This window comes from Advenella sp. FME57 (assembly GCF_014897675.1).
Taxonomy (GTDB): Bacteria; Pseudomonadota; Gammaproteobacteria; order Burkholderiales; family Burkholderiaceae_B; genus Advenella.
Genome location: NZ_JABUXU010000003.1, coordinates 32,630 through 58,031, shown reverse-complemented (window position 1 = coordinate 58,031; position 25,402 = coordinate 32,630). Strand labels below are relative to the sequence as shown.

General features: G+C 54.2%; 29 protein-coding genes. 16 read left to right on the top strand and 13 right to left on the bottom strand.

What is annotated here, in order from left to right; genetic code table 11:
* Positions 1-192 precede the first annotated feature (192 nt).
* Together INT32_RS04930 and INT32_RS04925 are read left to right on the top strand one after the other, a co-directional pair.
* The gene (locus INT32_RS04930; protein WP_193087627.1) at positions 193-993 is read left to right on the top strand and encodes an alpha/beta fold hydrolase; all 801 of its coding nucleotides are present in this window, start codon (positions 193-195) and stop codon (positions 991-993) included.
* Between the two features lie 375 nt (positions 994-1,368).
* Entirely contained in the window at positions 1,369-2,010 is a 642-nt protein-coding gene (locus tag INT32_RS04925) for a LysE family transporter (RefSeq protein WP_193087626.1), read from the top strand.
* 7 nt (positions 2,011-2,017) lie between these two features.
* Here INT32_RS04925 and INT32_RS04920 read toward each other — a convergent pair whose 3' ends face one another.
* Both INT32_RS04920 and INT32_RS04915 read right to left on the bottom strand, forming a co-directional pair.
* A complete protein-coding gene (locus INT32_RS04920) occupies positions 2,018-2,179 on the bottom strand; it encodes a hypothetical protein (protein WP_193087625.1) in 162 nt (53 codons plus the stop codon).
* Positions 2,180-2,235: 56 nt separating this feature from the next.
* A complete protein-coding gene (locus INT32_RS04915; protein WP_193087624.1) occupies positions 2,236-2,529 on the bottom strand; it encodes a hypothetical protein in 294 nt (97 codons plus the stop codon).
* 886 nt (positions 2,530-3,415) lie between these two features.
* Between INT32_RS04915 and INT32_RS04910 the strand changes: the two genes are divergently transcribed.
* Together INT32_RS04910 and INT32_RS04905 are read left to right on the top strand one after the other, a co-directional pair.
* The gene (locus tag INT32_RS04910) at positions 3,416-3,940 is read left to right on the top strand and encodes an N-acetyltransferase (protein WP_193087623.1); all 525 of its coding nucleotides are present in this window, start codon (positions 3,416-3,418) and stop codon (positions 3,938-3,940) included.
* Between the two features lie 128 nt (positions 3,941-4,068).
* Entirely contained in the window at positions 4,069-4,941 is an 873-nt protein-coding gene (locus INT32_RS04905; RefSeq protein WP_193087622.1) for a hypothetical protein, read from the top strand.
* 200 nt (positions 4,942-5,141) lie between these two features.
* Here INT32_RS04905 and INT32_RS04900 read toward each other — a convergent pair whose 3' ends face one another.
* Positions 5,142-5,429 carry a hypothetical protein gene (locus tag INT32_RS04900; RefSeq protein ID WP_193087621.1) on the bottom strand — a complete coding sequence of 96 codons (288 nt, stop codon included), beginning with the start codon at positions 5,427-5,429 and terminating at the stop codon, positions 5,142-5,144.
* Entirely contained in the window at positions 5,426-5,590 is a 165-nt protein-coding gene (locus INT32_RS22095) for a hypothetical protein (protein WP_226816535.1), read from the bottom strand. Before INT32_RS22095 ends, INT32_RS04900 begins: the two co-directional genes overlap by 4 nt.
* 295 nt (positions 5,591-5,885) lie before the next feature.
* Here INT32_RS22095 and INT32_RS04890 point away from each other — a divergent pair, with 295 nt between their 5' ends.
* Positions 5,886-6,200: a multidrug efflux SMR transporter gene (locus INT32_RS04890; RefSeq protein WP_193087619.1), complete on the top strand. Its 315-nt coding sequence runs from the start codon at positions 5,886-5,888 to the stop codon at positions 6,198-6,200.
* Between the two features lie 232 nt (positions 6,201-6,432).
* Here INT32_RS04890 and INT32_RS04885 read toward each other — a convergent pair whose 3' ends face one another.
* Both INT32_RS04885 and INT32_RS04880 read right to left on the bottom strand, forming a co-directional pair.
* Positions 6,433-6,606: a hypothetical protein gene (locus INT32_RS04885; RefSeq protein WP_171815123.1), complete on the bottom strand. Its 174-nt coding sequence runs from the start codon at positions 6,604-6,606 to the stop codon at positions 6,433-6,435.
* Between the two features lie 403 nt (positions 6,607-7,009).
* Complete coding sequence (locus tag INT32_RS04880) at positions 7,010-8,857, bottom strand: monovalent cation:proton antiporter-2 (CPA2) family protein (protein ID WP_193087618.1); 1,848 nt, start codon at positions 8,855-8,857, stop codon at positions 7,010-7,012.
* A 955-nt stretch (positions 8,858-9,812) separates the two neighbouring features.
* Between INT32_RS04880 and INT32_RS04875 the strand changes: the two genes are divergently transcribed.
* Complete coding sequence (locus tag INT32_RS04875) at positions 9,813-9,971, top strand: DUF1328 domain-containing protein (RefSeq protein WP_193087617.1); 159 nt, start codon at positions 9,813-9,815, stop codon at positions 9,969-9,971.
* Positions 9,972-10,030: 59 nt separating this feature from the next.
* Positions 10,031-10,636 carry a hypothetical protein gene (locus tag INT32_RS04870; protein ID WP_193087616.1) on the top strand — a complete coding sequence of 202 codons (606 nt, stop codon included), beginning with the start codon at positions 10,031-10,033 and terminating at the stop codon, positions 10,634-10,636.
* A gap of 178 nt (positions 10,637-10,814) precedes the next feature.
* On the opposite strand, the gene INT32_RS04865 is transcribed toward INT32_RS04870, so the two are convergent.
* Both INT32_RS04865 and INT32_RS04860 read right to left on the bottom strand, forming a co-directional pair.
* On the bottom strand, positions 10,815-11,495 hold the full coding sequence (locus tag INT32_RS04865; protein WP_193087615.1) for a class I SAM-dependent methyltransferase: 681 nt from the start codon (positions 11,493-11,495) through the stop codon (positions 10,815-10,817).
* Positions 11,496-11,720: 225 nt separating this feature from the next.
* The gene (locus tag INT32_RS04860) at positions 11,721-12,581 is read right to left on the bottom strand and encodes a LysR family transcriptional regulator (protein WP_226816575.1); all 861 of its coding nucleotides are present in this window, start codon (positions 12,579-12,581) and stop codon (positions 11,721-11,723) included.
* Between the two features lie 180 nt (positions 12,582-12,761).
* Between INT32_RS04860 and INT32_RS04855 the strand changes: the two genes are divergently transcribed.
* Both INT32_RS04855 and INT32_RS04850 read left to right on the top strand, forming a co-directional pair.
* Positions 12,762-13,625 (top strand): SDR family NAD(P)-dependent oxidoreductase, encoded by an 864-nt coding sequence (locus tag INT32_RS04855; protein ID WP_193087613.1) that lies wholly within the window; start codon positions 12,762-12,764, stop codon positions 13,623-13,625.
* Positions 13,625-14,473 (top strand): SMP-30/gluconolactonase/LRE family protein, encoded by an 849-nt coding sequence (locus INT32_RS04850; RefSeq protein WP_193087612.1) that lies wholly within the window; start codon positions 13,625-13,627, stop codon positions 14,471-14,473. Before INT32_RS04855 ends, INT32_RS04850 begins: the two co-directional genes overlap by 1 nt.
* Positions 14,474-14,573: 100 nt before the next feature.
* Here the strand turns inward: INT32_RS04850 and INT32_RS04845 are convergent, their stop codons facing one another.
* The 3 genes from INT32_RS04845 to INT32_RS22330 all read right to left on the bottom strand — a co-directional run bounded on the left by INT32_RS04845 (position 14,574) and on the right by INT32_RS22330 (position 17,001).
* Entirely contained in the window at positions 14,574-15,725 is a 1,152-nt protein-coding gene (locus tag INT32_RS04845; protein ID WP_226816533.1) for an asparaginase, read from the bottom strand.
* Between the two features lie 484 nt (positions 15,726-16,209).
* On the bottom strand, positions 16,210-16,773 hold the full coding sequence (locus tag INT32_RS04840) for an alpha/beta fold hydrolase (protein ID WP_370540180.1): 564 nt from the start codon (positions 16,771-16,773) through the stop codon (positions 16,210-16,212).
* 12 nt (positions 16,774-16,785) lie between these two features.
* On the bottom strand, positions 16,786-17,001 hold the full coding sequence (locus tag INT32_RS22330; protein WP_370540174.1) for a hypothetical protein: 216 nt from the start codon (positions 16,999-17,001) through the stop codon (positions 16,786-16,788).
* Between the two features lie 131 nt (positions 17,002-17,132).
* Between INT32_RS22330 and INT32_RS04835 the strand changes: the two genes are divergently transcribed.
* The 3 genes from INT32_RS04835 (at position 17,133) to INT32_RS04825 (ending at position 19,400) form a co-directional block, all read left to right on the top strand.
* On the top strand, positions 17,133-18,050 hold the full coding sequence (locus INT32_RS04835; RefSeq protein WP_193087611.1) for a LysR family transcriptional regulator: 918 nt from the start codon (positions 17,133-17,135) through the stop codon (positions 18,048-18,050).
* Positions 18,051-18,176: 126 nt separating this feature from the next.
* Positions 18,177-18,932, top strand: a complete 756-nt coding sequence (locus tag INT32_RS04830; RefSeq protein WP_193087610.1) for an SDR family oxidoreductase — start codon at positions 18,177-18,179, stop codon at positions 18,930-18,932.
* Positions 18,933-19,187: 255 nt separating this feature from the next.
* A complete protein-coding gene (locus INT32_RS04825; protein ID WP_193087609.1) occupies positions 19,188-19,400 on the top strand; it encodes a hypothetical protein in 213 nt (70 codons plus the stop codon).
* Positions 19,401-19,538: 138 nt separating this feature from the next.
* Here the strand turns inward: INT32_RS04825 and INT32_RS04820 are convergent, their stop codons facing one another.
* Both INT32_RS04820 and INT32_RS04815 read right to left on the bottom strand, forming a co-directional pair.
* Positions 19,539-20,174: a Vat family streptogramin A O-acetyltransferase gene (locus tag INT32_RS04820; protein WP_193087608.1), complete on the bottom strand. Its 636-nt coding sequence runs from the start codon at positions 20,172-20,174 to the stop codon at positions 19,539-19,541.
* Between the two features lie 202 nt (positions 20,175-20,376).
* Positions 20,377-21,765 carry an amidohydrolase gene (locus INT32_RS04815; protein WP_193087607.1) on the bottom strand — a complete coding sequence of 463 codons (1,389 nt, stop codon included), beginning with the start codon at positions 21,763-21,765 and terminating at the stop codon, positions 20,377-20,379.
* Positions 21,766-22,186: 421 nt separating this feature from the next.
* Here INT32_RS04815 and INT32_RS04810 point away from each other — a divergent pair, with 421 nt between their 5' ends.
* The 4 genes from INT32_RS04810 to INT32_RS04795 all read left to right on the top strand — a co-directional run bounded on the left by INT32_RS04810 (position 22,187) and on the right by INT32_RS04795 (position 25,264).
* Complete coding sequence (locus INT32_RS04810; RefSeq protein ID WP_370540173.1) at positions 22,187-22,615, top strand: DUF2946 family protein; 429 nt, start codon at positions 22,187-22,189, stop codon at positions 22,613-22,615.
* Positions 22,616-22,781: 166 nt separating this feature from the next.
* The gene (locus INT32_RS04805; protein ID WP_193087605.1) at positions 22,782-23,384 is read left to right on the top strand and encodes an SCO family protein; all 603 of its coding nucleotides are present in this window, start codon (positions 22,782-22,784) and stop codon (positions 23,382-23,384) included.
* Positions 23,385-23,401: 17 nt separating this feature from the next.
* On the top strand, positions 23,402-23,878 hold the full coding sequence (locus tag INT32_RS04800) for a copper chaperone PCu(A)C (protein WP_193087604.1): 477 nt from the start codon (positions 23,402-23,404) through the stop codon (positions 23,876-23,878).
* Positions 23,879-23,890: 12 nt separating this feature from the next.
* Entirely contained in the window at positions 23,891-25,264 is a 1,374-nt protein-coding gene (locus INT32_RS04795; protein WP_226816531.1) for a PepSY domain-containing protein, read from the top strand.
* Positions 25,265-25,402 lie beyond the last annotated feature (138 nt).

Sequence of the window (25,402 nt, the reverse complement as noted above, 5' to 3'; positions counted from 1 at the left end):
GCTGCTGGCCTGTGGCAAGGCGCTTTATTCCTGCAATGTCCGCTGCCACCCAATCATGGCCGATCGCACCACCTGAAGTCAAAAAACCGGTGCAGGCACTATAATGCCTCAACATGCTAGTTACACCGGTCAGCCTGGCTAAGCCGTCCTGCCAGGCCAACCTATTTATTGACATGAATTCCGACTGCAGCAATGACACAGACGCATACAACAATAACTGATACCCACCAGATTCAGACCAGCCAAGGCCGTTTACATGCCCAGTCCTGGTCGCTGTCGCCGGCAGGCGCAGACCGCCAGACGCCGATTATTCTGCTGCACGATTCGCTGGGCTGCATTCCCCTTTGGCGCGACTTTCCGGAAAAACTGGCGCTGGCCACCGGTCACCCGGTTATTGCCTATGACCGTCTTGGATTTGGCCGCTCCGATCCTCATCCGGGCACATTAACAGCTGACTTCATCGCCCAGGAGGCCGTGCAGATCATGCCGCAAATATTTACAGCACTTGATATCGACCGCTTTATTGCTTGCGGTCACAGCGTCGGCGGCGCCATGGCGGTGCAGGCAGCAGCGCAATTTCCGGACACCTGCAAAGCGCTCATTACCATGGGCGCACAGGTGTTTGTCGAGGAACTCACCCTCAGCGGGATACGCCAGGCCAAACTGGATTTCGCAAAGCCGGAGAATCTGTCCAGACTGGACAAATATCACGGAAACAAAAGCCGCTGGGTTGTAGATGCCTGGACTGATACCTGGCTATCGCGGGAATTTTCACAATGGCATGTCCGCAATGAACTGGCGCGGATCCGGTGTCCGAAACTTGCTATCCACGGCGACAATGATCCTTACGGTTCGGTCGAGCACGCCCACGTTATCGCAGCAGGCTACGGGCGGGTTGAAATTCTGAACGGCATCGGCCACGTACCCTATCGGGAAGACGAAGCACGAACGCTGGGCCTTATCAAAACATTTATTTCCGAAGTCGATAAATAAGGGGATGTCGTCTTGCCCCTTGGTCGTAGATTGCCTGGCGAGCACCAAGCGATACGACAGCAGCAGTCATTACTTCATGCGCTTGCATGACCATTCCCGAGTTGCATGCCGCATGGGTGCCTTGCGCGAAGCGACGGCGTGATCAGTACCCAGCCGGCAGAGAGCGCGCCAAACTGACTGCCCCGCAATATAGCCTGTCATAGCGATAATAAGGTCAATCATTGGCCGCAACGGTGCTCGCTGACTCATATAGAGGCAATGCGTGCTGCCGCTTTTTTCCAACGCTGCGCAATATCACACGTGAAATCACCTGTGCGGGCCCGCATCGCGTTATAGTGGATTTTTGCACACTCGCATTCTCATCGGACTGTTCACATGTCTTACCACGCCGTACTCACTGCCATCGGTCTGTTCGCCCTTACTTTTCTGAGCCCGGGCCCCAATCTGTTTTTGATCGTGCAGACCAGCCTGTCCCAAGGTAAATCGGCAGGCATCGCTGCCGGTGCAGGGGTCGCAACAGGCGATGCCATCTACGCAGCGCTCGGCCTGGTGGGCATGGCAACCATTATCGCCACCAGCCACACCTTATTCGCCTGCATTCAGGTATTGGGTGGCGCATACCTGATCTGGTACGGCTTCAATCTGTTTAAGCAGGCCCGGGGGCGCACCAAAGCGGTCATTGGCAATACGGCAGCACCAGCATTGGCCGCCAGCGCCGGTGTGAATTTTCGCAGAGGGATGATTACCGATCTGGCCAATGCCCAGACCGCCCTATTTTTTGTGAGTATTTTCTCTGTCACGATCACGCCTTCCACACAATGGCCTACCAAGCTGGCCATTTGGATCGGCGTCAGCCTGACTTCCCTGCTGTGGCGCGTGATGGTTTCCCTGGCATTTTCCCGACCTTTGGTCCGCCGCGGCTATATGCATGTGCAGGCGTATTTGGAACAATTGGTCGGCGTGGTGCTGATGGGATTCGGCGTAAAGCTGATTATTGGCGGATTCAGATCCAACTGATCAATGGTCAGGCCGAATACCCCGGGCCGAACGCATCGTAGCGATTAATCAGGCCCGGTTCCTGACTGCCCGGCAAGTCCAGGGTACGTGCCGCAGGGGGAACCCGTTGGCTTGCCACTGCTGGGCCAATGGCAATGGCAGGGCGATAAACATCAATTCTGATAGGCATTGTGGACCGATTGCAGCTTATTGCATCAATTATTCCGGATAGCAGCCTCACGTGAGTCAGTGTTTAGTAGCGGACCCTTTGCCCGGCCGGTTGGGTGCCTCTTTATGCGTCTCGGTAACGCCCTTGTCCGTGATCTGTACCCATTGCAGATCCGCTTTGTGCCACTGCTCGTCAAGCATACTATCCAGTTGCTGCCTGCCAAATTTTGCAAAAGCTGATTCATACACCAGTACCGAACCCGCCTGCGGGTTCTTCACGTAAAACTTGGCCCACTCAGCACGAACTTCACATTCGTCATCTTGATTTGCCAGTGTATTGCCTTTCTCGTCAGCCCAGTCCCTGAATGTCATGACATGCTCCGGGTAAATACTCCACTATACACCCTCCCCGACACGCCTACATGTCATTGACAGTTCTGCCAATTTTGCACCGGGTCAGTCATCTCATTGTATTTTTCTGTCCAACACGCCTGCGCTGACAGGGACCATACCGGCTATCGTCACAGTCTGACCCGCAATGCTATAGAAGGGGCTCACCTATCGGCCGGGGCCGGGCCTGCCCGCTTGAAGTTACGTCGCCCATAGTGCTAAAACTGCTGCTCCTTGATACGAATATATAGCGTAGGCCTTTGAATCTTTTGATAAATATATCATTTGTGTTATAGTCTTGACATCATAAAAATCAATACTCATCCATGAACGCTCTTGCCTTCACGCTGTCTGGTATGCATCGGGTTTACACCCGAGGCATGCTGCCGGGCCGCATTTGTGCAAACGTTCCTCCCGTCTTTCGTCTGACCCCCCAATTCCTGAGGTGGTTCGCCGTACTTTCCTTGGCCGTGCGTCAGGAAATCACGGCCATCACTCTTGTCCCAGATTCCTCTCGCACGGCGTAGCGGCTAACAAGCCGGAAACGTCCCCAAACCAGACAAACCCATGAATGCACCTGCAGCACAGGTGCCCAGAAGCACATCTGTCTGGCCAGGGTCCTGTAAATACGATTCTCTGCCGTATATATCGCAACATCTTGCGGGTAATCGGCCATGGGAGTGGAAATGGAATTGCACAATCACTTTGCCCGACCGGAGCAGCACGATGTCCTTCGCACCGCTGACTATCCGCAATCTTTCGCTGAACACACAGGCACGCTGACTGGCAAATCAGCGCAACTTGTCGTTGAGGCCGGCCGCTCGGCTCTTACACCAGCGGTACATTCGCCCGAGTCAGGAGTGATGTCATGAGATTCGACGTCAGCGTAAGCAATAAGCAAATCGAGCAGGAGATGGCCAATCTGCAGGCACGGATGACACGGGGTCGGCATGCGCTGGGCAATCTGCCGCTCATGGATGTGCAATTTCCCCACATGGAGTTTCGCGTTCGCAAGATCGCCCGCGAACAGCGCGTGTACGCCATTGACACCGGTACCGGACTTCTGGTGGGTTATTCCGTTTTCGACATTCTTCCCGAAGGATCGCGCCGGCTGCACGGCACCGTGCGCAGCGTGCATTCGCGCTATACCGCGCCCTATCAGGGACGCGGTATAGCCTCGGCCCTGTACACCAAAGTGCTGTCCGATGGCTTCGTTCTGGTCAGTGGCGCTCGTCAATCGAGAGCGGCCTATGCCCTATGGAAGTCTCTGGGCCGACGCATGCGATTCGAGGTGGTCAAGATTACCCCGGAAACCATTGAACCACTGAAAATTTCAGAGCGCGACAACCGCTTCCACGACCTGGATGTCCGGCTGCAGCTATGCGCGCCTTAAGCAGAAAAAATCTTCCGTGACAGGTGGCGATATCCAACGCAGCCTGTCCGGAAACCGTGTGATGACTATGCCGCTAACCGACTGTGCGCACACTGACTCATTGCAGTAATTTATCCATGGGAGTAAAAATGGATCTGAGCAAGAAAACCATACGGTCAAAGCACCCCTGCTCCAGCGGCTTTCGCTGGTTTTTAAAGCATACCCCGCAGGGCGCCGACTACCAATATCTGATCGATACGCTTCTTGCCGAAGGGCGCGTCACCGATGCGCTCTGGCTTGTCGATCAGTTCGGTTCGGTCAGGGACAAGCTTGCGATCGATAGCCTGGACAGTGACGCTGTCGTTGCTGCGAGGGACCTGGATATTGCGGGAAATTTGCATAGCGACACGGTATTGCGTATAGCAGGCGCCTTGCATGTTCGTGGCAGCGTGCGGGTCGGCGGCGATATTCACATCGAAGGGGATCTATTCGTCGAGGGAAACCTGAGCTGTGGCGGCGCGATTGTAGTGGAAGGGTCCGTTCGTGTAGGATGGGGTATCGATGTCGCCGGCAAGTTTCAGTGCGATGGAGATGTCCGGGCCGGTTGGTCACTAGACTGTGCAAACCTCATTGAGGTTGGCGGCATCATTGTTGCCGGGCAGGATATTATCTGCGCCGACGCGCTGGGCTGCAAAAAAAGTGTGCGCGCCGGTGGCGATATTTCAGTTGAAAATAACCTGACTGCAGCAGAAGGCATCATTGCCAAGGGCGAGATAAGCAGCGGCATGCATATCAAGGCGGATTGGGGCATTCAGGCCGGAGGCAACATCACGGCGAAAGGTTCGATCATGGCCGGTGAAAGTATTGTTGCCGCAGCCGACGTTCGTTGCGGCAGTGGGTACGGAGTGTTTGCGGGAACGCGGGTAATGCGTGAATTCTGGCCCGACAACGCGATTGTTTGCGCTGCACACCGACCCGAGCAATTACAAAGCGGCCATTGGACCGAGCCGCAATATGCTTAAGGCTTGCTCTGGTCGTGCAAGCACGGTGTTCAGGTGCAGTGTGCTGGCCAACAACCCAGCGCTAGCATGCCAACGACGGCCATATCCTCAGATCCTGCGCCGGCTAACCGACCGTATCGCGCAGGCATCACAATCGCTATAGAGCGGAATACGGCAATCGCTGTCTGGCGCAACGAGCCCTGTCATCAGCAACCCCTGTCCTACAGGTTTTGCAGCAAGCGAACAATACCGCCTAAATCACCACCCGGCACGACGGGCGCCTCGGAATAATAATTATCCCGGTAGCGCCCCCCCCGGCATTTTCTTTTCTCTTCGTAGTCGCCATTTTTCTTGTATTCGCGCTCTACCTTGCAGGGACCATCCCGGTATTTCTCTTTATATTCCCGCTGGTAATAGCGGTCACGATAATCATCGTCATCATCATCGGCCAGCGCCATGACCGGAAAAGCCAACAGGCCGGCTAGCAGCAAAGTAAATATGCTTTTCATAGGTAGCTCCACATTTGAATTATCTCAAGTGTAATAGCGAGGATACAGTTCGCGAAGCCGCCGAGGCGGCCAGTTTTTTCAATCGCTTGCAAAGCCACCCTATACTCGAAAAAACTGTTTTCAATCGGTTGCGGGCAGCCTTCGGTGAAGGTTTTCAGCATTACTGGCTATGCCTGGGCAAATGGCAGGCAGGCTCGCTCTAGCCGCTACCGGCCTGGCGGATCTGCTTATTGACTGGTCTGCTTTACGTGCTGGCCCGCTTTATCTGACTGATCTGCCTTATCTGGCTGACATGCTTTATTTCAGCGACAAGCAACTGATTGGCATCTGGCTGCTGCAGTCGAGTCGCCCGGTTGCCGGCTGCTGCACAAAACGATATAATTTTTTCGAGGCCACGACCTCACCCATTTGGGGACCTTATCCGGGACGGCCCGGTTCTTGTTAAAGGAGGCCCAAATGGCCTGGTTTTTATTAGTTATTGCCGGATTGCTGGAAATTGTCTGGGCGTTTTCCATGAAGCAGTCAGAAGGGTTCACGCGCCTTGGCGCCACATCAGTAACGCTGGTCACAATGGTACTCAGTTTCGGGCTGCTGTCCTGGTCCATGCGCACGCTTCCCTTGGGTACCGCCTATACGGTCTGGACCGGCATTGGCGCAGTGGGCGCCTTCGTGGTCGGCATCGTCTTTCTGCACGAACCCATGAGCGCAATGCGCATTCTTGCAGCCACGCTTATTGTCGGCGGGTTGGTCCTGATGAAGCTCTCATCGTAATTTTTTAACTATGTTTTTCGTGGTTCGCCGGGCTGCCGGCGGCCCCGGTCTGTCAGCCGGCAATACTCAACCGACAAGCCTCTTTGATCGCCGTGACTGTGCCATCGTCTACCCAAAAATCGGGATCATGCCAGACCCCGAACGACATTAAAGCCATAAGAAGTCAGGCCGCGCGGTATGCGCCGAGGGCCGCATTCACGCCCGCTACATGGCCCAAAACGGTATACCTTGTCTATTTACGATTAACGATTACTTCCCGCACATCAATCACCGTGATATTGTCGGGTGTGCAGCCTTGCGCTTTAACCAGCTTTTTGATGGCTTCGCTCCCGGTATTGGCGCGGATCTGAAATGTAGCGCCATTGCGGATCTTCAGCGTAAATTCGTTGAATTTGACTACGCCCATGCTGACTGCTCCGTTTGAAAATATAAAATCCTGCCAAATATACCGCAGAAACCAGCGGCGGCAGACCTGCACCGGCCTCGGACCCACATAATGTCTGCTGCCCGCCTTACCGCCAGCCTTTAGTGCTGCCCAATCTGTCTCTACTCCAATCGATCTCTCTTTTCTCTTGTTACTCCAGCAAATCCGCAACAAACGACGGTATTACACGCTGCTATTGCCAGTTGGTATGGTCATTGACATTGCCTTTGCAGCACAACGGGTATAACGCTGCCGCCACCGCCATGCTGGGTCAAAGCGCTTTCGACGCAAGCATCGGCGCAGGCGTTTGCACAAGCGGTCTGGCCAGCCAGCCCAAACTCCGTGCTGCCGGCGGTCCGTGATTGCCGGGCTTGTCCTGGCCGGTTTATGACGCACCCTGCCCTGGTGCCGACGTTACCTCATGCAGCCCTTCGTCGTTCAGGATCTGGCCACTTTTGCCGGGCGCAAGCAACGGCGCGGTAGGACGCGGATGGGCATGCGAATACTGCAAATCGGCACCTGCGTAGATATCGTCGGCGGCTACCTCCGTTTCAAAACGCTCATTGTCACGCTCGCGTATTTCACGGCTGATTTGGCTGATCTGATCCTCATCGACCCCCAGTTGCTGCAAGATAGCGCCACCAAATACCATCGCTGACTCGAACGTTTCCCGCATCATATAATCCACATTCTTTTTGACCAGATGCAGCGAATGCTCGCGATCATACGTGCGCACCAGCAACTTGGCTAACGGAAACGCACTGGCTACCAGCTCAACAATTCTGTTGGTCGTCTCTTTATTGTCCACGCAAACGACAATGGCCTGTGCCTGTGCCGCTCCCGAAGCATGCAATATATCCAGGCGAGAGCCATCGCCATAATAAATTTTGAAGCCGAACTTCTCGGCGTTCTGGATCATGTCTATGTCGGTATCAATGATCGTGACATCGACACCCCGGGCCAGCAGCAATTGGCTGGTAACCTGGCCGAAGCGACCGAAACCGATCATCAGTACATTGCCGGTCAGCCCGTCTGCGATACTCACATCGTCCAGAGACTCAAGTTTGCCTGATTTGGTGTACCGGTTAAACACAATTCCCAGAACCGGCGTAAGCACCATGGACAATACTACGATGGCCGACAGGCTGGATTTGACCGAGCTGTCTATGACTTGCGCGCCGGCGGCCGCGGCAAACAGCACGAAAGCAAATTCGCCGCCCTGGGCCATCAGCAATGCTCGATCCAGCGCCTCGCGATGCGGGCTGCGAGTGATACGCGCCACAATATAGATCATCAGCGCCTTGACGAACATCAGCGCCAGCACACCGCCGAGCACCAATGGCCAATTTTGCACAACGACAGACAAATCCAGCGACATCCCCACGCCCAGGAAAAACAGGCCCAGCAGAATGCCCCTGAATGGTTCGATATCCGCCTCGATCTGATGGCGGAAGGTAGACTCGGACAAGAGCACACCGGCCAGGAATGCCCCCATCGCCATGGACAACCCACTCACCTGCATCAACAGGGCTGCGCCCAGGACGACCAGCAAAGCCGCCGCTGTCATCACCTCTCTGGCGCGGGCAGCCGCCAGCACTCTGAACAGCGGATTGAGCAGCCAGTACCCGGCGCCGATCAACGCCGCGATCGCAAACAGCCCGATACCGATATTTTGCACCCGGACAGAGGTGCTTTCAACAATATGGTTGGGTGCCATAAATGCCACAATCGCCAATAACGGCACGATCAGCAAATCCTCGAATAACAGTATCGCAACGATTTTCTGACCCTTGGGCTGGGCAATATCGCCCCGATCACCCAGCAACTGCATGACAATGGCAGTGGAGGTCAGCACGAATCCTGCTGCCGAGATAAAGGCGATCTGCCAAGTGAAGCCAAAAAACAGGCCTACGCCGGTCAAGCCCAAAGCGCTGGCGACAATCTGCAAGGTACCCAGGCCGAATATTTCACGGCGCAACCCCCACAGGTGGGATGGCCGCATCTCCAGCCCAATAACAAACAGGTACATGACAATACCCAGCTCAGCAATCTGCAGAATCGACGCCGAATCCGTAAAAAAAGCCAGTCCGAAAGGGCCGATCACCAGGCCGGCAATCAGATAGCCCAATACCGACCCCAGGCCGATGCGCTTGAATATGGGAACGGCAATCACCGCGGCAGCAAGCAACACAACTGGCGACAACAAACTGACTGAATGGGCTTCGGCACTCATACTATTCTCATCTTTTTTACTATATTCAGAAACGGACAGGCAGCGTGCGCTTGGCGGTCCAATGACGTAACCACACATGCTCTGTTGTGAGGATCAATTGGTCTGTATGCGCTGCAAGCAAGATCGATTGCGCAGCCGACGGGTGAAGCATCGGCCGCAAGCGACAAATGATCAGGCACAAATAACGGACGATATAAAATCAAATGGTCAGGCCAACGGCCTGTTCGGGCACAGCGAACCAGCGGATGCAACCCACATCTACAGGATGAATATCCAGTAAACCACCGCGCTAGTGTAATTCGTATCACCGACAATGCGCCATATGCAGCGCCGGTTTTTTTGCTACAGGCAAAACAAATGCAAGTGATCCCGCCGTTGGCGACGCCCTGCCACGCCAGCAATCACAGCTGCAATAAGCCCCATTCGAAAGAAGAAAAAAAGCAGCCAGCGCTTTGATTTAAATACGATTTCTGGCTATCGACCATTACAGGCAAACGGGCCGCCATGGATGCATACTTTGCAACAGACCTGGCCGGACGCATAAGGATGGCGATGCGGCTATTTTCCGACAAGATCGCTATGGGAATGCGCACCAAAGCCCCTTTTGCCACTTGATGATTTGGCGCTAACCCATTAACCGCACCTTCGCGTCTACCGGAAATTTGACCGTGACGGCAGTAAAAAACGCGTGCCACCGCCGGTTTTGAGCGCGACAAGATTGTAATTAAGCATGAACGCTCAACTATGCGTATCTCCAACCCCGATCAAATGACACGATTCTTAGGCCAACCTCTGGCTATGGCAGTCAACGTACTCGCATCTGCACAAATTTCCTGGATATGTCACATGCATACCCTTGTTAAGGAAATGTAACCTAGCGTGTTTGGCGCTCATTTTTGTTGATACGATAAATTGTGTTTATTAAAACCGCATTGCAACGGAAGGGAGAAACATCATGCTTCATTACGCAATCGTCTTTTTTATTATCGCCATTATTGCAGCCGTGTTCGGGTTTAGTGGCATTGCTGCCGGCGCCTCTTCAATCGCGCAGATTTTGTTCGTCGTGTTCCTGATCCTTGCCATTGGCTCATTTTTCTTCGGGCGTCGCAAATAACTCATAGTGCAAAATACCGCTACTGCAAATAACACATACTAATTAGCAAGGAGTACAGCATGGCACAGACAGTAAACAAAAAACAATTGAACGAGTTGGTACTACAGATGATCGAAACGGAACTGGGCGGCGAACAGGTGTATCGAACGGCATTGACCTGTGCGCTGAATGATGACTTGAAAAAAGAAAGGGAAGGTTATCTGGACGAAACGCTCAAACACCAGGAGTTGGCAATATCGGTGGCCAAACACCTGGACCTCGATCCAAATACAATGAGCCCCGGCCGAGAGGTGGTCAAGCACCTGGGAGAATCATTCGTCAAAGCGATGAAAATGGCCAAGAAAAACGATACCCCGGAAGCGGCGCAGTTAGTGGCATGTGAATGCGTGGTGCTGGCAGAAACGAAAGATCACACCAACTGGGAACTGTTCGGCAAAGCCCTTGAAAATATGAGCGCGACCAACAAGCGTTTCTTTAAGGAAGTGTTCGACCAGGTAGAGCAACAGGAAGATCACCATCTGTTTCACACAAGGGGCTGGTGCCGGGAGTTGTGGATCGATAGCCTTGGCATGCCTGCGGTGCTGCCGCCGCCAGAAGAAGTCAAGCAGGTTGAAACGGAAATCGGCGCTTCTCGGGCCAAACAACAACGCGACAGCTATCTGTAACCGGATAGGGGGCAGAAAACCTGCCCCGCTTTACTGAAAATATAAGGCCGAAGCAACAGCCCCCATGCCAGAGACTGGCGTTCCGCCAATTGAGCGCTTTTGGACGCTCGTTTGAGCCGTGTTCGCTGGCTGCAAGGGATAGACGCGTGCCAATGCTCCATCAATGGCGCAGTCGACATCACGTCACCGGTTTATAACCGACCCAGCCCCTGAAAGTGAACCCGGCATAAAATACGTCCACATCTACAAACCCGGCTTCGCGCAACAATGCCGTGTCCTGAGCCGCCGAAAGAATCGGCAGCAGGTCCCTGCTGGCGCTTTGCCTGGCGCCACCGGATGGCATTGCCAGACCTGATGCCTTAGCGAATGCCGCGTTGCGATCCAGCCAGCGGTCTTTATCGGACGCAGAACCCGGCAGACTGTGATGGGCAACCACCAGCGGCGCCCCGGGCTTGAGCCTGCAAAATAGTGCCTGCAAGGTTTTAAGTCGCTGCGCTTGCGGCAAAAAATGAAGCGTCAAAAAGCATGTCGCTGCGTCAAAGCCTGCTTGTTCAATGCTCTCGATATAGCCTTGATGGAAAGTAACGCGAGAAGCCAGTGGCCCAAGGGTCTGCCGAGCCAGATCAAGCATCTGTTCGGACGGATCCACGCCATCAAAGCACCAGTCCGGATGCAGTTGCGCAAATGCCCTGATCTCCATACCTCCGCCGGCACCCAGCACAAGAATGTGCGCATCAACCGGCACACGCTCTGCCAGCAAAACCGCAGCCATCGTGTGAAGGTCGCGCAAGCCGGGCACCATTTTTTCTGTTCTGTCAGCATAATTTGCAACGAGATCGGGCTTGGAAAATGCGTCCATCTGTCATCACCTTTTTGTCTAACTGCGCCCGTACTTAAAGCATCAGATTTGCCGACATTAAACGGGCAATGTGCAGTGTTCAATAATGCGGATCCGGTCTTCTTGCCGGATGAAATTTATTTATACCGAAAGTGGTATCAATCGTTGCAGTGTACAGCGCCATAGCTGCGCAGTACAAACAATATATCCGCAACGCCCGACAGCTCATGCTGGCCTGTATCGCCTTTATTTTTCTTGTCGGCACGAAACAACAAAGCCTTCTGCTACCGGCGATAATACACGGTAGCCTAGGGCAAGAGTGAACTGAGCTTCACTGGTCGATAGCGGACAATAACTGATTTGATCCTGTCGAAAGCCACTCATGCTTTCAGGAACCACAGAAACACCACTACCGACGGCCACCAGCGAGAGCACGGCATGCATTCCGTAGGCTTCCTGTGCAACTCTCGGTACAAAGCCCGCATTCGCACACAGCCGAACCACTTTCAGATGAAAGCCCCGCCCTTCATTCATGGGCCAAAGAACGAATGGCTCATCTGCCAATTCGGCCAATGTCAGATCAGATCGCTGGCCCAGCGGATGATCTTTCGGTATCGCCAGACACAGACGGTCAATGTCGAACGGTGTCAACGCTATATCGTCGGCATTCACCAGAGGTGGAATCAATACGCTCACATCCAGTGCGCCCTCTCTTAACGCCGTGACCTGCGAGGCTGTGGTCGCCTCGCGCAATTCAAGTCGAACGTTCGGATGCTGCGCCCGAAACCGGCGAATGACATCAGGCAGACGCCCATAAAGCGAGCTGCCCACATAGCCCAGACGCACAATGCCCGTTCGCCCGGCGGCCACATCCTGCGTCGTCGTGATCGCCAGGTCTGCCTGGCAGAGTGTTTCACGGGCGTGCTCAAGAAACGCTTTGCCTGCAGGCGTCAGACCAAGTACGCGATTGCTGCGTTCAATCAGCATGACATCAAGATCCTCTTCCAGCTTACGGATTGCACCGGTAAGGGGAGGCTGCGACATATTCAGTCGTTGCGCAGCGCGATGAAAATGGAGCTCTTCTGCGACCGCAACAAATTGCTCCATTGTTCGCAGACTAATACGGATTCTGCTGGCAGTGACCATGTTTCCTCTCTGAAGGCCTTGGAACACACAAGTGCTTCACGATATAAATATTATATCGTAAAAGCCTATATTAAATATTTGTCATATCGAAAATCCAAATCCATACTGTGTCCTCAGTTACCGTTAAAAGCGAAGGATGGAATGATGAACTTTGAAGGTCAGGTGGCACTGATTACCGGATCGGGTCGGGGACTCGGTCTCGCCTATGCCAGATGTATCGGGCAACTGGGCGCGAAGGTCCTGATCCAGGATCTGGGAGCCGACATCAATGGGGATGGACAAGACCCGCAGGTGGCCGAACGGGCAGCCGAACAACTTCGCCTGGAAGGACTAAAGGCTGAGGCAATCTGTGGCACCATCAGTTCGCGCGACGCCTGCCACGACCTGATCACCCGCGCCCTGAAGATTGACCAGCGGCTGGATGCCCTGGTCCACAATGCAGGATGGGTGGGCTACGAAAACATCGAAGCCTTACAGGAACATTCCTTTGATCGCATGATTGCTGTCACCGTCAAGGCGCCGCTCTGGCTCGCTCAGGCCTCATGGCCAATCTTCAAAGCCGCCAACTATGGGCGCATCGTTATTACAACCTCTTGCCGGGCGCTTTTCCCGCACTATGCACAAAACGGACTGACGTCATACGCGGCAGCCAAGATGGCTGCGGTCGGGCTTGTCAATGTCCTTGCCTGCGAAGGAAAGCAACACGGCATTCTGGTAAATGCGATTTCTCCGGTAGCCAAGACACGCATGTGGGGAATAAATACAGCTCCCGATGAACTGCGCCCCAGTGAGGTGGCGCCAGGTCTGGCCTACCTTGCGTCCCCCCATTGCGCTGACACAGGCTGGATACTGCGGGCAGCGAACGGTCAATTTCATGCCACGCGGGCTCAGGAGGCTGCACACGTGGATTATCCCCGGAATTTGCGAGCCATCCACGCGACAACGATGAATGAAGTTGCTGCCAATTGGTCAAAGATTGCTATTGTAAATGGGGAGCCACGTTGATGCATGCCGTCTCTATTGCTCACGACAGCCAGGCAATACTTGGAGAATCTCCCTTTTGGAGTCGATCCCGAGCGCGTCTTCTATGGGTCGATACGTTTGGTTCTTCTTTCAATACATTCGCCCCCGCAACAGGCCAGAATATCAAACAAATCATGGTCGGGCCTATCGGGTTTGTCACTGAAACTGCCACTAATGAAATGATCTTCGGTATCGGCTGCGATGTTGTGACAAAAAACCGAAGCGGCCAGTTGCAGACAATCGCAACGGCGCCCCATGCTCAGGCAGGCTACCGCCTAAACGATGCTCGCCTCGATTCATTCGGACGATTGTGGGTGGGCCTGATGGATGAAGCGCTGCAAGAAGGGTCCGGATATCTTTACCGCCTGGACCCTGATGGTGTATGGCACATCATCGATTCAGGTTTTACATTGATCAACGGACTCGCCTTTAGTGGCGACAGCAAGACACTCTATGTCACCGACTCCCGCACCGGAATCATCTACGCATATCAGCTGGATCCGGCGTCAGGCCAAATTAACGATCGCCGCGTGTTTGTTGCCATTGATCCAGATCAGGGCAAACCGGACGGGCTGACCATTGACCACGAAGGGTTCTTGCTCAGTGTGCTCTTTGACGGTGCGGCCATTGCACGCATATCGCCAGCTGCAGACATTGTTCAGATGATTACACTTCCGGTGCCGCGTCCCACAAGCTGCGCCTTTGACGATAGCCATCGGCAGCTGTTTGTCACATCGGCTCGACTTGGTTTATCGATGAAACAGTTGGAACAGGCGCCCGCTTCAGGGTCTCTGTTGAAAATCGACTATCAGCAGGCTGTACTAAGTTGACAGAATTTTGTGGACGACACAACGGTGAACGTAATATAAACGCGCATCGCGTGCAGGCATACAGTACCGCCTTGTCGTACCATATGCCTGCACGCTATTGTCAGTATGTAGCAGCAAATGCCTGCTGCACTTTGTCCGCTGCCTTCACCCCGTTGGCGAGCAAAAGCTGGGTCAATACCCGGGCCTTTTGCGGGTTCAGGTCATAGGCCACGACAAAACCGCTTTTATCATCGTCCACTTCCACATTGCGATTCACAAACCCGGAAGGCACGCGCGTTGCACGAACAACCACAATGCCCTTTTGCACTGCCCGCAACATGGCCTCCATGGCCTGTTTGGACACATTACCATCGCCCACGCCAGCAATCACAATCCCCTTGGCGTTATTCTCTATTGCATGATCAATTTGCGAGGCGTCCATATTGCTATGCGCATAAATAATTTGCACGCGCGGCAACTGACCGTCCTTGGGCAAGGCATACGGCGCTTGAGCCGCCTGGCCAGCAGGACCAAGGAAACGCACCGAGGCGGGATCCACATAGCCAAGCGGACCTGCATTCAGCGATTGAAATGACTGGACCGAGGTGACGTTCGTTTTGGTGACCCAGCGTGGTGCGTGAATCGTATCATTCATCACGACCATTACGCCGCGCGCCTTGGACTGAGCACTTGCTGCAACCTGGACCGCTTCATACAGATTGCGCGGCCCATCCGCACTGAGCGCGCCGCCCGGACGCATGGAACCGACCAGCACCACCGGTTTTGCCGAATTCAGTACATTGTGCAGGAAGAAGGCAGTTTCCTCCATCGTATCGGTGCCGTGGGTAATGACCACGCCGTCGGCTTCATTGCCTTCAAAAATCTGCGTGATGCGATTGGCTAGCGAAAACCATACTTTATCGTTCATGTCCTGAGAGCCGATATTGGAAATCTGCTCAGACTTGACTGTTGCCAGTTTTTCAATGCCAGGAACGCCCTGGACCAACTGCTGGCCCGATACTTCGCCCGAATTATAGCCAATGGCCGACCGTGCATCGGCAGCGCCGGAAATGGTGCCCCCGGTTGCAAGAATAATGATACGGGGCTTATCGCCAACTGACTCCGACGAGGAAGCGCCCGCGCTGCCTGCGGGCTCGGCCGCGTTTACCGGCAGCGGTGCGAGCAACGTGGTAAAAACAATGGCTGCGGTTGCCAATGCCGCTTTGCAAGAGATGAGGGCCGATGGCCGCCAGTTGCGGGGATGAGTATTCATAGGTGTCTCCTTGCCTATAGTTGCTGTACGAACTACTGTATGAAATATCGACAACATCAAAAGTGACGGACCATCGCATCGCGTTCGGGCATCGTTGAAAAAAACCAGCAGATACGACGGTTTCCTGACAGACCGTCACGAATGCAATATGCGCATATAGGGAAGATTGTCAAAGCGTTACCGAAGCGGCCATCACCTTGCTCCTGTTGTGGTCCGCTGTTTCCCCTTGCCCTCTCCGGGTATGCTGTCCTGCTGCAGTTGTGCGTTCGGCTTCAAATATAAACCGAAACGTTCCCCGCTGCTTCTTAATGAGTTGCAATGCCGGCAAAATACCCTATTGCTTTTGAGGCCAATCGTTTTATTTATTTATATGGACGCGTCATTCTCCATGCTTTATTTCAGACAGCATATAAACCACGATCGGCCAGAAAACGCCATGCCTTGATACGTCAAAGCGGACTGGCAAACCCATCCCCCGTGATCACTATCGCAAGAATTCTCTGACCCACTGCATAAATTCAGATGGTCGCTCAATATTGGAAAGATGCACCACAGGAAACACCTTGAGTTGAGCCTGCGGTAACAAGGCAGCCAGGGCCTCACTGTGTGATAAGGCCGTCACCGTGTCGTATTGTCCGGCGATAATCAACACCGGTAAATTGATCAGGGGTGCCGTACGGCGCAGATCGGTATCACGCACTGCGGCAAAACTGCCGGCCAGTCCATGCGGCGGCGTGGTCAGCAGCATTGCACGAAATATTTCAACTGTCTCTGGCTGCGTCTTTATAAATTCTACAGAAAACCAACTTTCCAGAAAGCCTTGCGCGACCGCTACCATATCTGGTGAGCTCTGCAACTGTCGGATGCGTGCATCCCATTGCGGCGATGGCCCCAGATAAGAAGACGTATTGGCCAGAATCAATTTTTCCAGTCGTTGCGGCGCGTATATCCCCAGCCATTGTCCGACAAAGCCGCCAAGTGACAGCCCCAGAAAGTGGACGCGACCCAGATGCAACGCATCCAGCAGTTCGACTACATCGCGGCCCAGACGGTCCAGCGACTAGGCACCGGCCGGTGCATCGGACGCGCCGTGCCCGCGCGCGTCATAACGCAAAATATAAAAACTTTCTGACAGACTGGAAATTTGTTGATCCCACATCGCCATCGTGGTGCCGATAGAATTGGACAGCATCAATACTGGCTTATCTGCCTGGCCGTCAAAGCGGTACGCAAGGCGGGTGCCGTCACCCACAGTAATAAAAGAAAGTGTGTTCATGGTGATTCCTTATTGGTAAGAGAGGTAAATTTTGCGGATTACGCGCGACACAGAAATCGTATAAGATTATCGAATCGGGCTGGGCGCCCTTTATTCTCTGCTGTGTAGCCCGAGAGGAAACCATCTTGACCATGAACAACGATCGTCTGAACGGCATTACCACTTTTGTTCGCGCCGTCGAAGCCGGCAGCTTCTCGCTGGCTGCCGAGCGCATGAACCTCACCCGTTCGGCGGTAGGCAAAACCATCGCCAGACTGGAACAGCGTCTGGGCGTATTGCTGTTTCAACGCACCAGCCGCAAGCAAAAACTGACAACCGAAGGACAAGTCTATTACGAGCGCTGCCTGCGCGCGCTGGCCGAGCTGGATGCGGCTGATGCCGAACTCAATAGCGGGCGGTTACAGCCGCAAGGCGTGTTGCGCGTCAGCGCACCGAAACTGATTGGCCGACACTGCATCACGCCGACATTGACTCCGTTGATTGAGCGTTACCCCGAACTGCGAATCGAGATAATCTACAGTGATCGGGTTGCCGATCTGATTGAAGATGGACTGGATCTTGCCGTGCGGATCGGTCCCCTGGCCGACAGCGGCAGCCTGGTTGCGCGACCACTTGGACGACAACATCAGGTACTGTGCGCCTCGCCCGCGTATCTGGCCCGCCACGGCGTACCCGACAGCGTGGCCGCGCTCAACGGGCATCACGCCATTGCGTATCATCGCGCCGGACAGGATCTGGTCTGGCAGACGCTTTTTGCCAACACGCAAGGCCCCACGGTAGATATTCGCTTAAGACTGGACGATTTGCATTCCCTGACCGACGCCGCCATCGCCGGCGTGGGTTTGGCCTGGCTGCCCGACTGGCAACTGCTGCAGTTCATACGTACCCGGCAATTGAACGCGGTTTTGCCCAAACTGCAATTATTGCCAACTGAAATATATATAGTGTGGCCGCAGACCCGGTTCCTGCCTGCCAAAACACGTGTCGCCATCGACACGTTGTTGGCCGATGCGCCCGCCATACTGCGCAATCAAATCAGCCCACGCTGAACCTGTCGTGCGCACGCCAGCACGGCCAAGAAATGCCAGACCAATTTCCGTGCAAGAAACGGATAGCATGTCATTGCATTGCCGTGAGATAGTTCAGGTTCCAAACTAGCACAGGAGCAGAACATCATGGAACTGAAAAACAAATCAATCATCATCACCGGAGCAAGTAGCGGAATCGGTGCAGCAGCAGCCGCCCTGTTTGTGGCCGAAGGCGCCAATGTGGTGCTGGGCGCGCGCCGGGGTGCAGAACTGGACGCTCTGACAAAGGCAATTGCAGGCACCGGCAAAGCCGTTTATCTGGCTGGCGACGTCAAGGATGAAGGCTATGCCGATGCGCTGGCAGATCTTGCCATCAACGAATTCGGTCGGCTCGATGGCGCGTTCAACAATGCCGGCATCATCGGGGACATGGGGCCGGTGCCGGCCATGACAATGCGCAACTGGAACGATGTCATCGCGGTCAATCTGACCGCTGCCTTCCTGGCGGCTAAGTCGCAGATACCTGCCATGAGCAAAAACGGAGGCGGCTCGATTGTCTTCACGTCATCGTTTGTCGGCTTCAGCAATGGTGGCATGCCAGGAATGGGGGCCTATGCTGCATCCAAGGCCGGTCTGATCGGGCTGATGCAGTCGCTGGCTTCGGACCATGCCGCAGATGACATCCGTGTCAATGCGCTGCTACCGGGTGGCACGATCACCCCCGCAGCCGGAGAAGGCAACCCGGATGCCCTTGCGTTCATCGCAAGTCTGCATCCCATGAAGCGGATGGCAAGCGCCAAGGAAATAGCTCAGGCAGCCCAGTTTCTGCTTTCGGACAGATCGAGCTTTATGACCGGCAGCCCGATGATTGTTGACGGCGGCATGTCGGTCAGACTCACTTGAGCAAAGCAGTTCAGCTCAGGCCCGCGCCGCAATCCTGCCCGATTCGCCGTAACGCGGCGCGGCGAGACTCGAGCCGGCACGGTGCGACGTGGTGCAGCCTAAACGCATCTTGAAGTTTTTAGCGACCAAGAAAACCAGCCATGGAATCGATTCAATTGCTGTACCCAGCTGAAACTTACCTTACAAGCGGCAACAGACAATGACACTTGTCATCTATTATCATGTGGTCAAAGTAAATCCAACAGGGGATCACAAATGAAAAAAATGCTTGTCGTTGTCGGGATGCTGATGATCTTTCTCTCGGGCTGCGTAGCACATGACCGCCACTCGGGATATCGCGATGGTTATCGATACAAGGGACCGAAATACGAGCGCAAGTACAATCATCATAAAAAGTACAAAAGCCACCGTTCCTATCATCGCAGCCGCGCCTGTTCTCCTGGACATGACAAACAAGGCCGTTGCTAAGCAGTGATGTGCATTTAGAAATCCGCTTGCAAACTACTGCCCATAAAGTTGGACGCTGATCCAATTTTTGGGGGTGTTTTTCATTGACAGGCTTTACTTTTCCGGCAATCTACGTCCGGCAAATGTCTGTTGCCAGATCTACACCGCGCCTGCGCGCAAGGCCTCTATGTCGCCCGATGCAATGATCGATAAATTGCGTGTTATTTTTTCCGCAGGCCAGTCCCACCAGGCGACGGCCTCCAGCACCGCAATATCGTCGGGCCGATAACGTTGCCGGATCGGTTTGGCCGGATTGCCTCCGACAATTGTATAGGCAGGTACATCGGCCACAACAACCGCGCGCGAAGACACGATGGCGCCATTGCCGATCTTCACGCCAGGCATGATCAGCGCCTCATAACCTATCCAGACATCGTTACCAATAACCGTATCCCCCTTGTAAGGGAGCTCGCCCAGTGCCGGCATGACGCTTTCCCAGCCCTTGCCAAAGATCTGGAACGGATACGTAGAGATGCCCGACAGCTTATGATTTGCGCCATTCATGATGAATCTTGCACCACGTGCGATCGCACAGAACTTGCCAATAATCAGCTTATCTCCGATGAACGGATAGTGGTACAGGACATTGCGTTCGAAATTTTCCGAGTCCTCCGGATCATCATAGTAGGTGTAGTCGCCAACGATAATATTTGGATTTTTCACCGTATTCTTGATAAAACAAACCTGAGCAAAGCCATCCATTGGGTGTTTGTTTTTCGGGTCTGGTCCGTGCATCGTTACCTCATCATTGAACGATAATAAATAGGGGCCATTCGATCCGACAATTGACCTTAAAGCCCGCCTTCTCCGAATGGTAGCATTTACCTTGGACGTTCAGCTCGTCTTGTGAACACTGCTCGAGAAGGCGCCCCGCTCTTTTCTCTTGCCCTTTTCTCCTACCCAATCTGGCACTTGTGCTCCTGGGCAACGCCCCAGGTCACTTCATGCTCAGAAAATCCACGGCCAGATTCGACATGGCGCGCACGCCGGTAATCATGGCTGACTCATCTACATAGAAATGCGGTGAGTGGTTGGGGGCGGCCTTGCTCAGTTCCGTCCCTTTGGGCGTGACCCCCAGATAGAAAAACATGCCCGGTGCTTTCTGCTGATAAAACGAGAAATCTTCCGATGCACTGGATTTTGGCTGCAGGTCATAATTGCCCTCGCCAGCTACCCGTCGCAGAGTGGGTCCCATTTTTTCGGTAAAGTCGGGAGGATTGACCACGGCGTTGTATAGCTCCACCACCTTGACCTTGGCACTCGCATTGGCGCTGGTGGCAATCGACTCAGCGGTATGCTTAATGCGCTGATGAATGTCCTTTTTCATTCCTTCATCATACGTGCGGATCGTACCCGTCATGGCAGCGTCCTCTGGAACAATATTCATCCGATTGCCGGCATGAAACGTTCCCACCGTAATGACTGCCGGTTCCAGTGCGATATTGGACTGACGACTGATAATGGTTTGCAGTCCCATGACAATTTGCGAACCCACTACAATCGGATCCACGCCCTGCCAGGGCCGCGCTCCGTGGGTCTGCCTGCCCTTGACATCAACCCAGAACTGATCGGCGGCCGCCATCGCGGGACCGCTGCGCCAATATAATTTGCCGGCTTCATATGAACTGGACACATGCAGACCAAAGACAGCGTCCACTTTGGGATTGTCCATCACGCCTTCGGCAATCATTTGTTTGGCGCCCCAGGTATTGGTGCCATCGGGTTCAAAATCTGCGGGGGTTTCTTCAGCCGGCTGAAAAATAAACTTGACCGTGCCCGGCAACTCATCCTTCATGCTGGCCAATACTTCGGCAGTGGCCATCAGCATGGCCGTATGCGTATCGTGGCCGCAGGCATGCATGACCTCGACCGGTTTGCCCAGGAAAGTGCCGGTGGCCTTGGAGGCAAACGGTACGTCAACCTGCTCCTTCACAGGCAAGGCATCCATATCGGCGCGCAGGGCAACCACCGGTCCCGGCTTGCCTCCTTTTAACACACCCACCACACCGGTGACGGCTACGCCTGTTTTGACATCCATGCCCAGGCTGCGCAAATGGTCTGCGACCAGCTTGGCCGTGCGTTTTTCCTGATTACCCAGTTCCGGATGTTCATGAATATCACGGCGCCACGCAATCAACTTGTTTTCAATGTCGCTGGCCTTGCTGTCTATTTTCGCGCTCAGAGCCGACGGTGGCGCCACTTTCTGGGCATCCGAGCCGGCGGCCACGGCGGCGGCCGTACCAGGCAACAGCGGCGTGCCAAGGCACAATGCGGCGGCAATGCTCAGGCGAAGCTTTTTGCACTTTTTCGTTGCTGGTATATTCATGAGTTCTCCTCTTTCTATTTGCGACTAAAAAAATGTTTTTTTGATTGTGTCAGTGCGAATATTATCACCCAGGACCCAACGAGCGGAACGTTTTATTATCATCGTATTATTTGTGCAGTTATCACAGATCGCTGACGACACAGTTGCGCTTCGCATGCGATTGGTGATGTCCTGAAAATTCCAGGACATCTACCCGTGCGACACCTATTGGCTGATATACAGTTTGCTTAACGTTGCAACTTAGCGCCGTTATCAAAAAATGAAATATGACATAGTTAACCACGATACCGGCTCATTCGGGATGCACCATTTTTTTCAAAAATACTTTTCACATCGCCCATTTTTTGTCTTAATATGCGATGATCCACGGTTCATACACCCGCATCCGTATTCTTGTCGAATGCTTTGATATCGCAAAATAATGTACGCAGTGCGCAAGCATCTCCTCTGCAAAGGCATCTCGGTCTGGCAACTCTTATTGTGCCTGGCAATGCTTGCGTTCGTGTGCAGATCGGTGATCCCCAGCGGCTATATGCCTGTATTGTCGGGCGACAAAGGTCGAACCGTCGTTCTGACGCTTTGCAATGCGGATGGCGGCAATGAAACACTACTGCTGAGCATTCCCAAGCAACCCAACGAATCCCCTCACCAGGACCACGCCGGCCAGGAATGTCCGTTTGGCCTGGTCATATCCCAGGGCATATTGCCTATCCTGGGTTCACCGGCAGTGCCAGTCACCGTATGGCAACAGCGTTTGGCACCATTTGTCGAGCACAACCGGGCCTTGCCACCGCTGCCTGCGCTCGGCCCGCCTCTGGGCCCACGCGCGCCCCCTTCCCACCTCGGCTGATATTTCACTGGTGACCGCGATGACTGCGATCACCAACCCGTGATTCTCATCTCCCGAGGTTTTTTCATGCCTATTATTCCTGTTCGCACGCAGGCTGCCCTTGTTGCAGCCGTCCGTGCGCCGGTCTCATCGCGCTCTTCATATCTATTCCCGCGAAGGAGGCCTCATGCCGCCAATCAATAGATTTCTGCGCATTATCACCACGGTCCTGATCGGCTGTCTCATTCTGTACGGCTGCTCTCGCCCCGCGACATTAACCAACATTCATGGGCGCGACCTGACCGGCGCCGAATTTGGCCGGGACTTTTCACTGGACGGCACCGATGGCGCTCGCCATACGCTGTCCGATTTCAGAGATAAGGTGGTCCTGGTATTTTTCGGATTTACCCAGTGTCCGGATATTTGCCCAACCGCGCTATTGCGCGCTGCAAACGTCAAAAAAATGCTGGGCAAGGACGGTCAGCGCCTGCAGGTATTGTTCATTACCGTGGATCCGGAAAGGGACAGTGCGCAATTGCTTGGCAATTATGTGAACGCCTTCGACCCCACGTTCCTTGGCCTGTACGGCTCGTTGCAAGAGACCCGGCAGACCGCCGAAGAATTCAAGGTCTACTATCAAAAAATCCCCACCGGATCGTCTTACACCATGGATCACACCGCACTGAGCTACCTGTATGACACCGCCGGTCGCCTTCGGATCGCCCTGTCACATACCCAGACCGATAAGGAGTATGTGCAGGATATTCGCAAGATATTGGCCCTTGATTAATTATTCCGGAGAATGTTATGTCGATATTTATCAATACAATGGCTGCCCTTCTGTCAACGTTTATGGTCGCATCGGCCTCTTATGCGCAAATAATTTATACGCAGGTAAAGGTGGACGATCCCTGGGTACGCGCCACCGTCCCACAACAGACCACTACCGGCGCCTTCATGCTTTTGACCGCACAATCAGACAGCAAGCTGGTTAGCGCCGCTTCGCCTGTCGCAGAGCATGTTGAACTGCACACGATGACGATGGAAAACGACATCATGAAAATGCGTCAGATTCCGGAACTTGCACTGGCCGCAGCTGAACCGGTCGCCCTCAAGTCTGGTGGCTATCACATCATGCTGATCGGCCTAAAAAAGCAGATCAGCGAGGGAAACATGATCCCCATGACGCTGACCTTCGAAGACAACGACGGCAATCGTACGCACATGCAGATCCAGGCCACTGCCCGATCCTTGCATGACGGTGCCAGCAACAATCACCAATAAGAGCAAATCCTTATGTCACATTTAACACCTATACCCGCCAAGGGGGCGGCGATCAACTTTCTGCGCAGGATTCATTTTTATGTTGGCCTGTTTATAGCACCTTTCATATTCGTAGCGGCATTGACCGGAACCCTTTATGTATTGACGCCACAACTTGAAAATGCCATTTATGCGGACACACTTTATATCAATCCACAGGGAACCGCCAGGCCGCTTTCTGAACAAATTGAAGCTGCACAGGACCATGTTGGCCGGCAGGCGAATATCTATGCGGTCAGGCCCGCGCCCGAGGCCACCAATACGACACGCGTGCAGTTTGCCGACGCCAGTTACGGGGCGTCGGAGTCCAGAGCCATTTTTGTCGATCCCTATACCCTTCAGATAAAGGGTGACATGATGGTCTATGGCACCAGCGGCGTGCTGCCCATTCGCTTATGGCTGGACAAGGCGCATCGCACCTTGCTGCTGGGCGATCTGGGCAGGAACTACAGCGAGCTGGCTGCCTCCTGGCTGTGGGTCGCTGCGCTGGGAGGGCTGCTGCTTTGGTTCTGCACCCGCAAGAGTCCAAGAAAAGGAAGTGCTTTCCTGAAAAATCGCCATTGGCATACAACGCTGGGCCTGATGCTGTTTGTGGGCCTGATCTTTGTGTCGGTGACCGGCCTGACCTGGTCGCGCTGGGCGGGAGACAATATCAACCAATTGCGTGCCAACATGGGGTGGCTCACGCCACAAGTCAACACCACGTTAGCCCAGGACGCACACGCCATGCATACCGATCCTCATGCCGAACACCATGCCGCCATGGCGGGCACAGCACAGTCGACACAAGACTGGCCACGGGTTGTTGCTGCCGCCAGACAAGCCGGGATCCGCTCTAGCATGATAGAAATTCGTGCGCCCAAGGAGGCCGGTAAAGCCTGGACGGTCACAGAAGTGGATCGTCGCTGGCCCACGCAGGTTGATGCCGTTGCCGTCAACCCGCAAGACTTCAGTATCGTCGACCGGACCGAATTTAACACCTTTCCTTTGGTCGCCAAGCTGACCCGATGGGGTGTGGATGCGCATATGGGGATTCTGTTCGGCCTGCCCAACCAGCTGTTGCTGATCGCTTTCGGGATCGGGCTTTGTGTGATGATCGCATTGGGATATCGCATGTGGTGGCTGCGCAGACCTGTCGCTTCCGGGTCCAATCCGGCAAGAACGCTTGTTGCTGCATGGATGCATTTGCCGACCTCGCTAAAGGCAATTTCAGTGGTAATCGCTGCCCTGTTGGGTTATGCCTTGCCCCTGATGGGCGTCAGCCTGCTGGCATTCATCGTACTCGACATCATCCGCTGGAAACGGGGCAACAGCCGGTCTGCCGTTATGTTGCGTAGCGGCGCTTGAAGGTGCGCGCCAGGGGCAGGTAAACATCGCTCAGATGCTGCCCCGGGGCTTTAATGGAGACACGTAGCTGGCCGGGATCATTCGGCCTGCTTTTATGACAGGAGTCCAAAGAGAGTCTGCAGCTGCAGCCCTACGCTA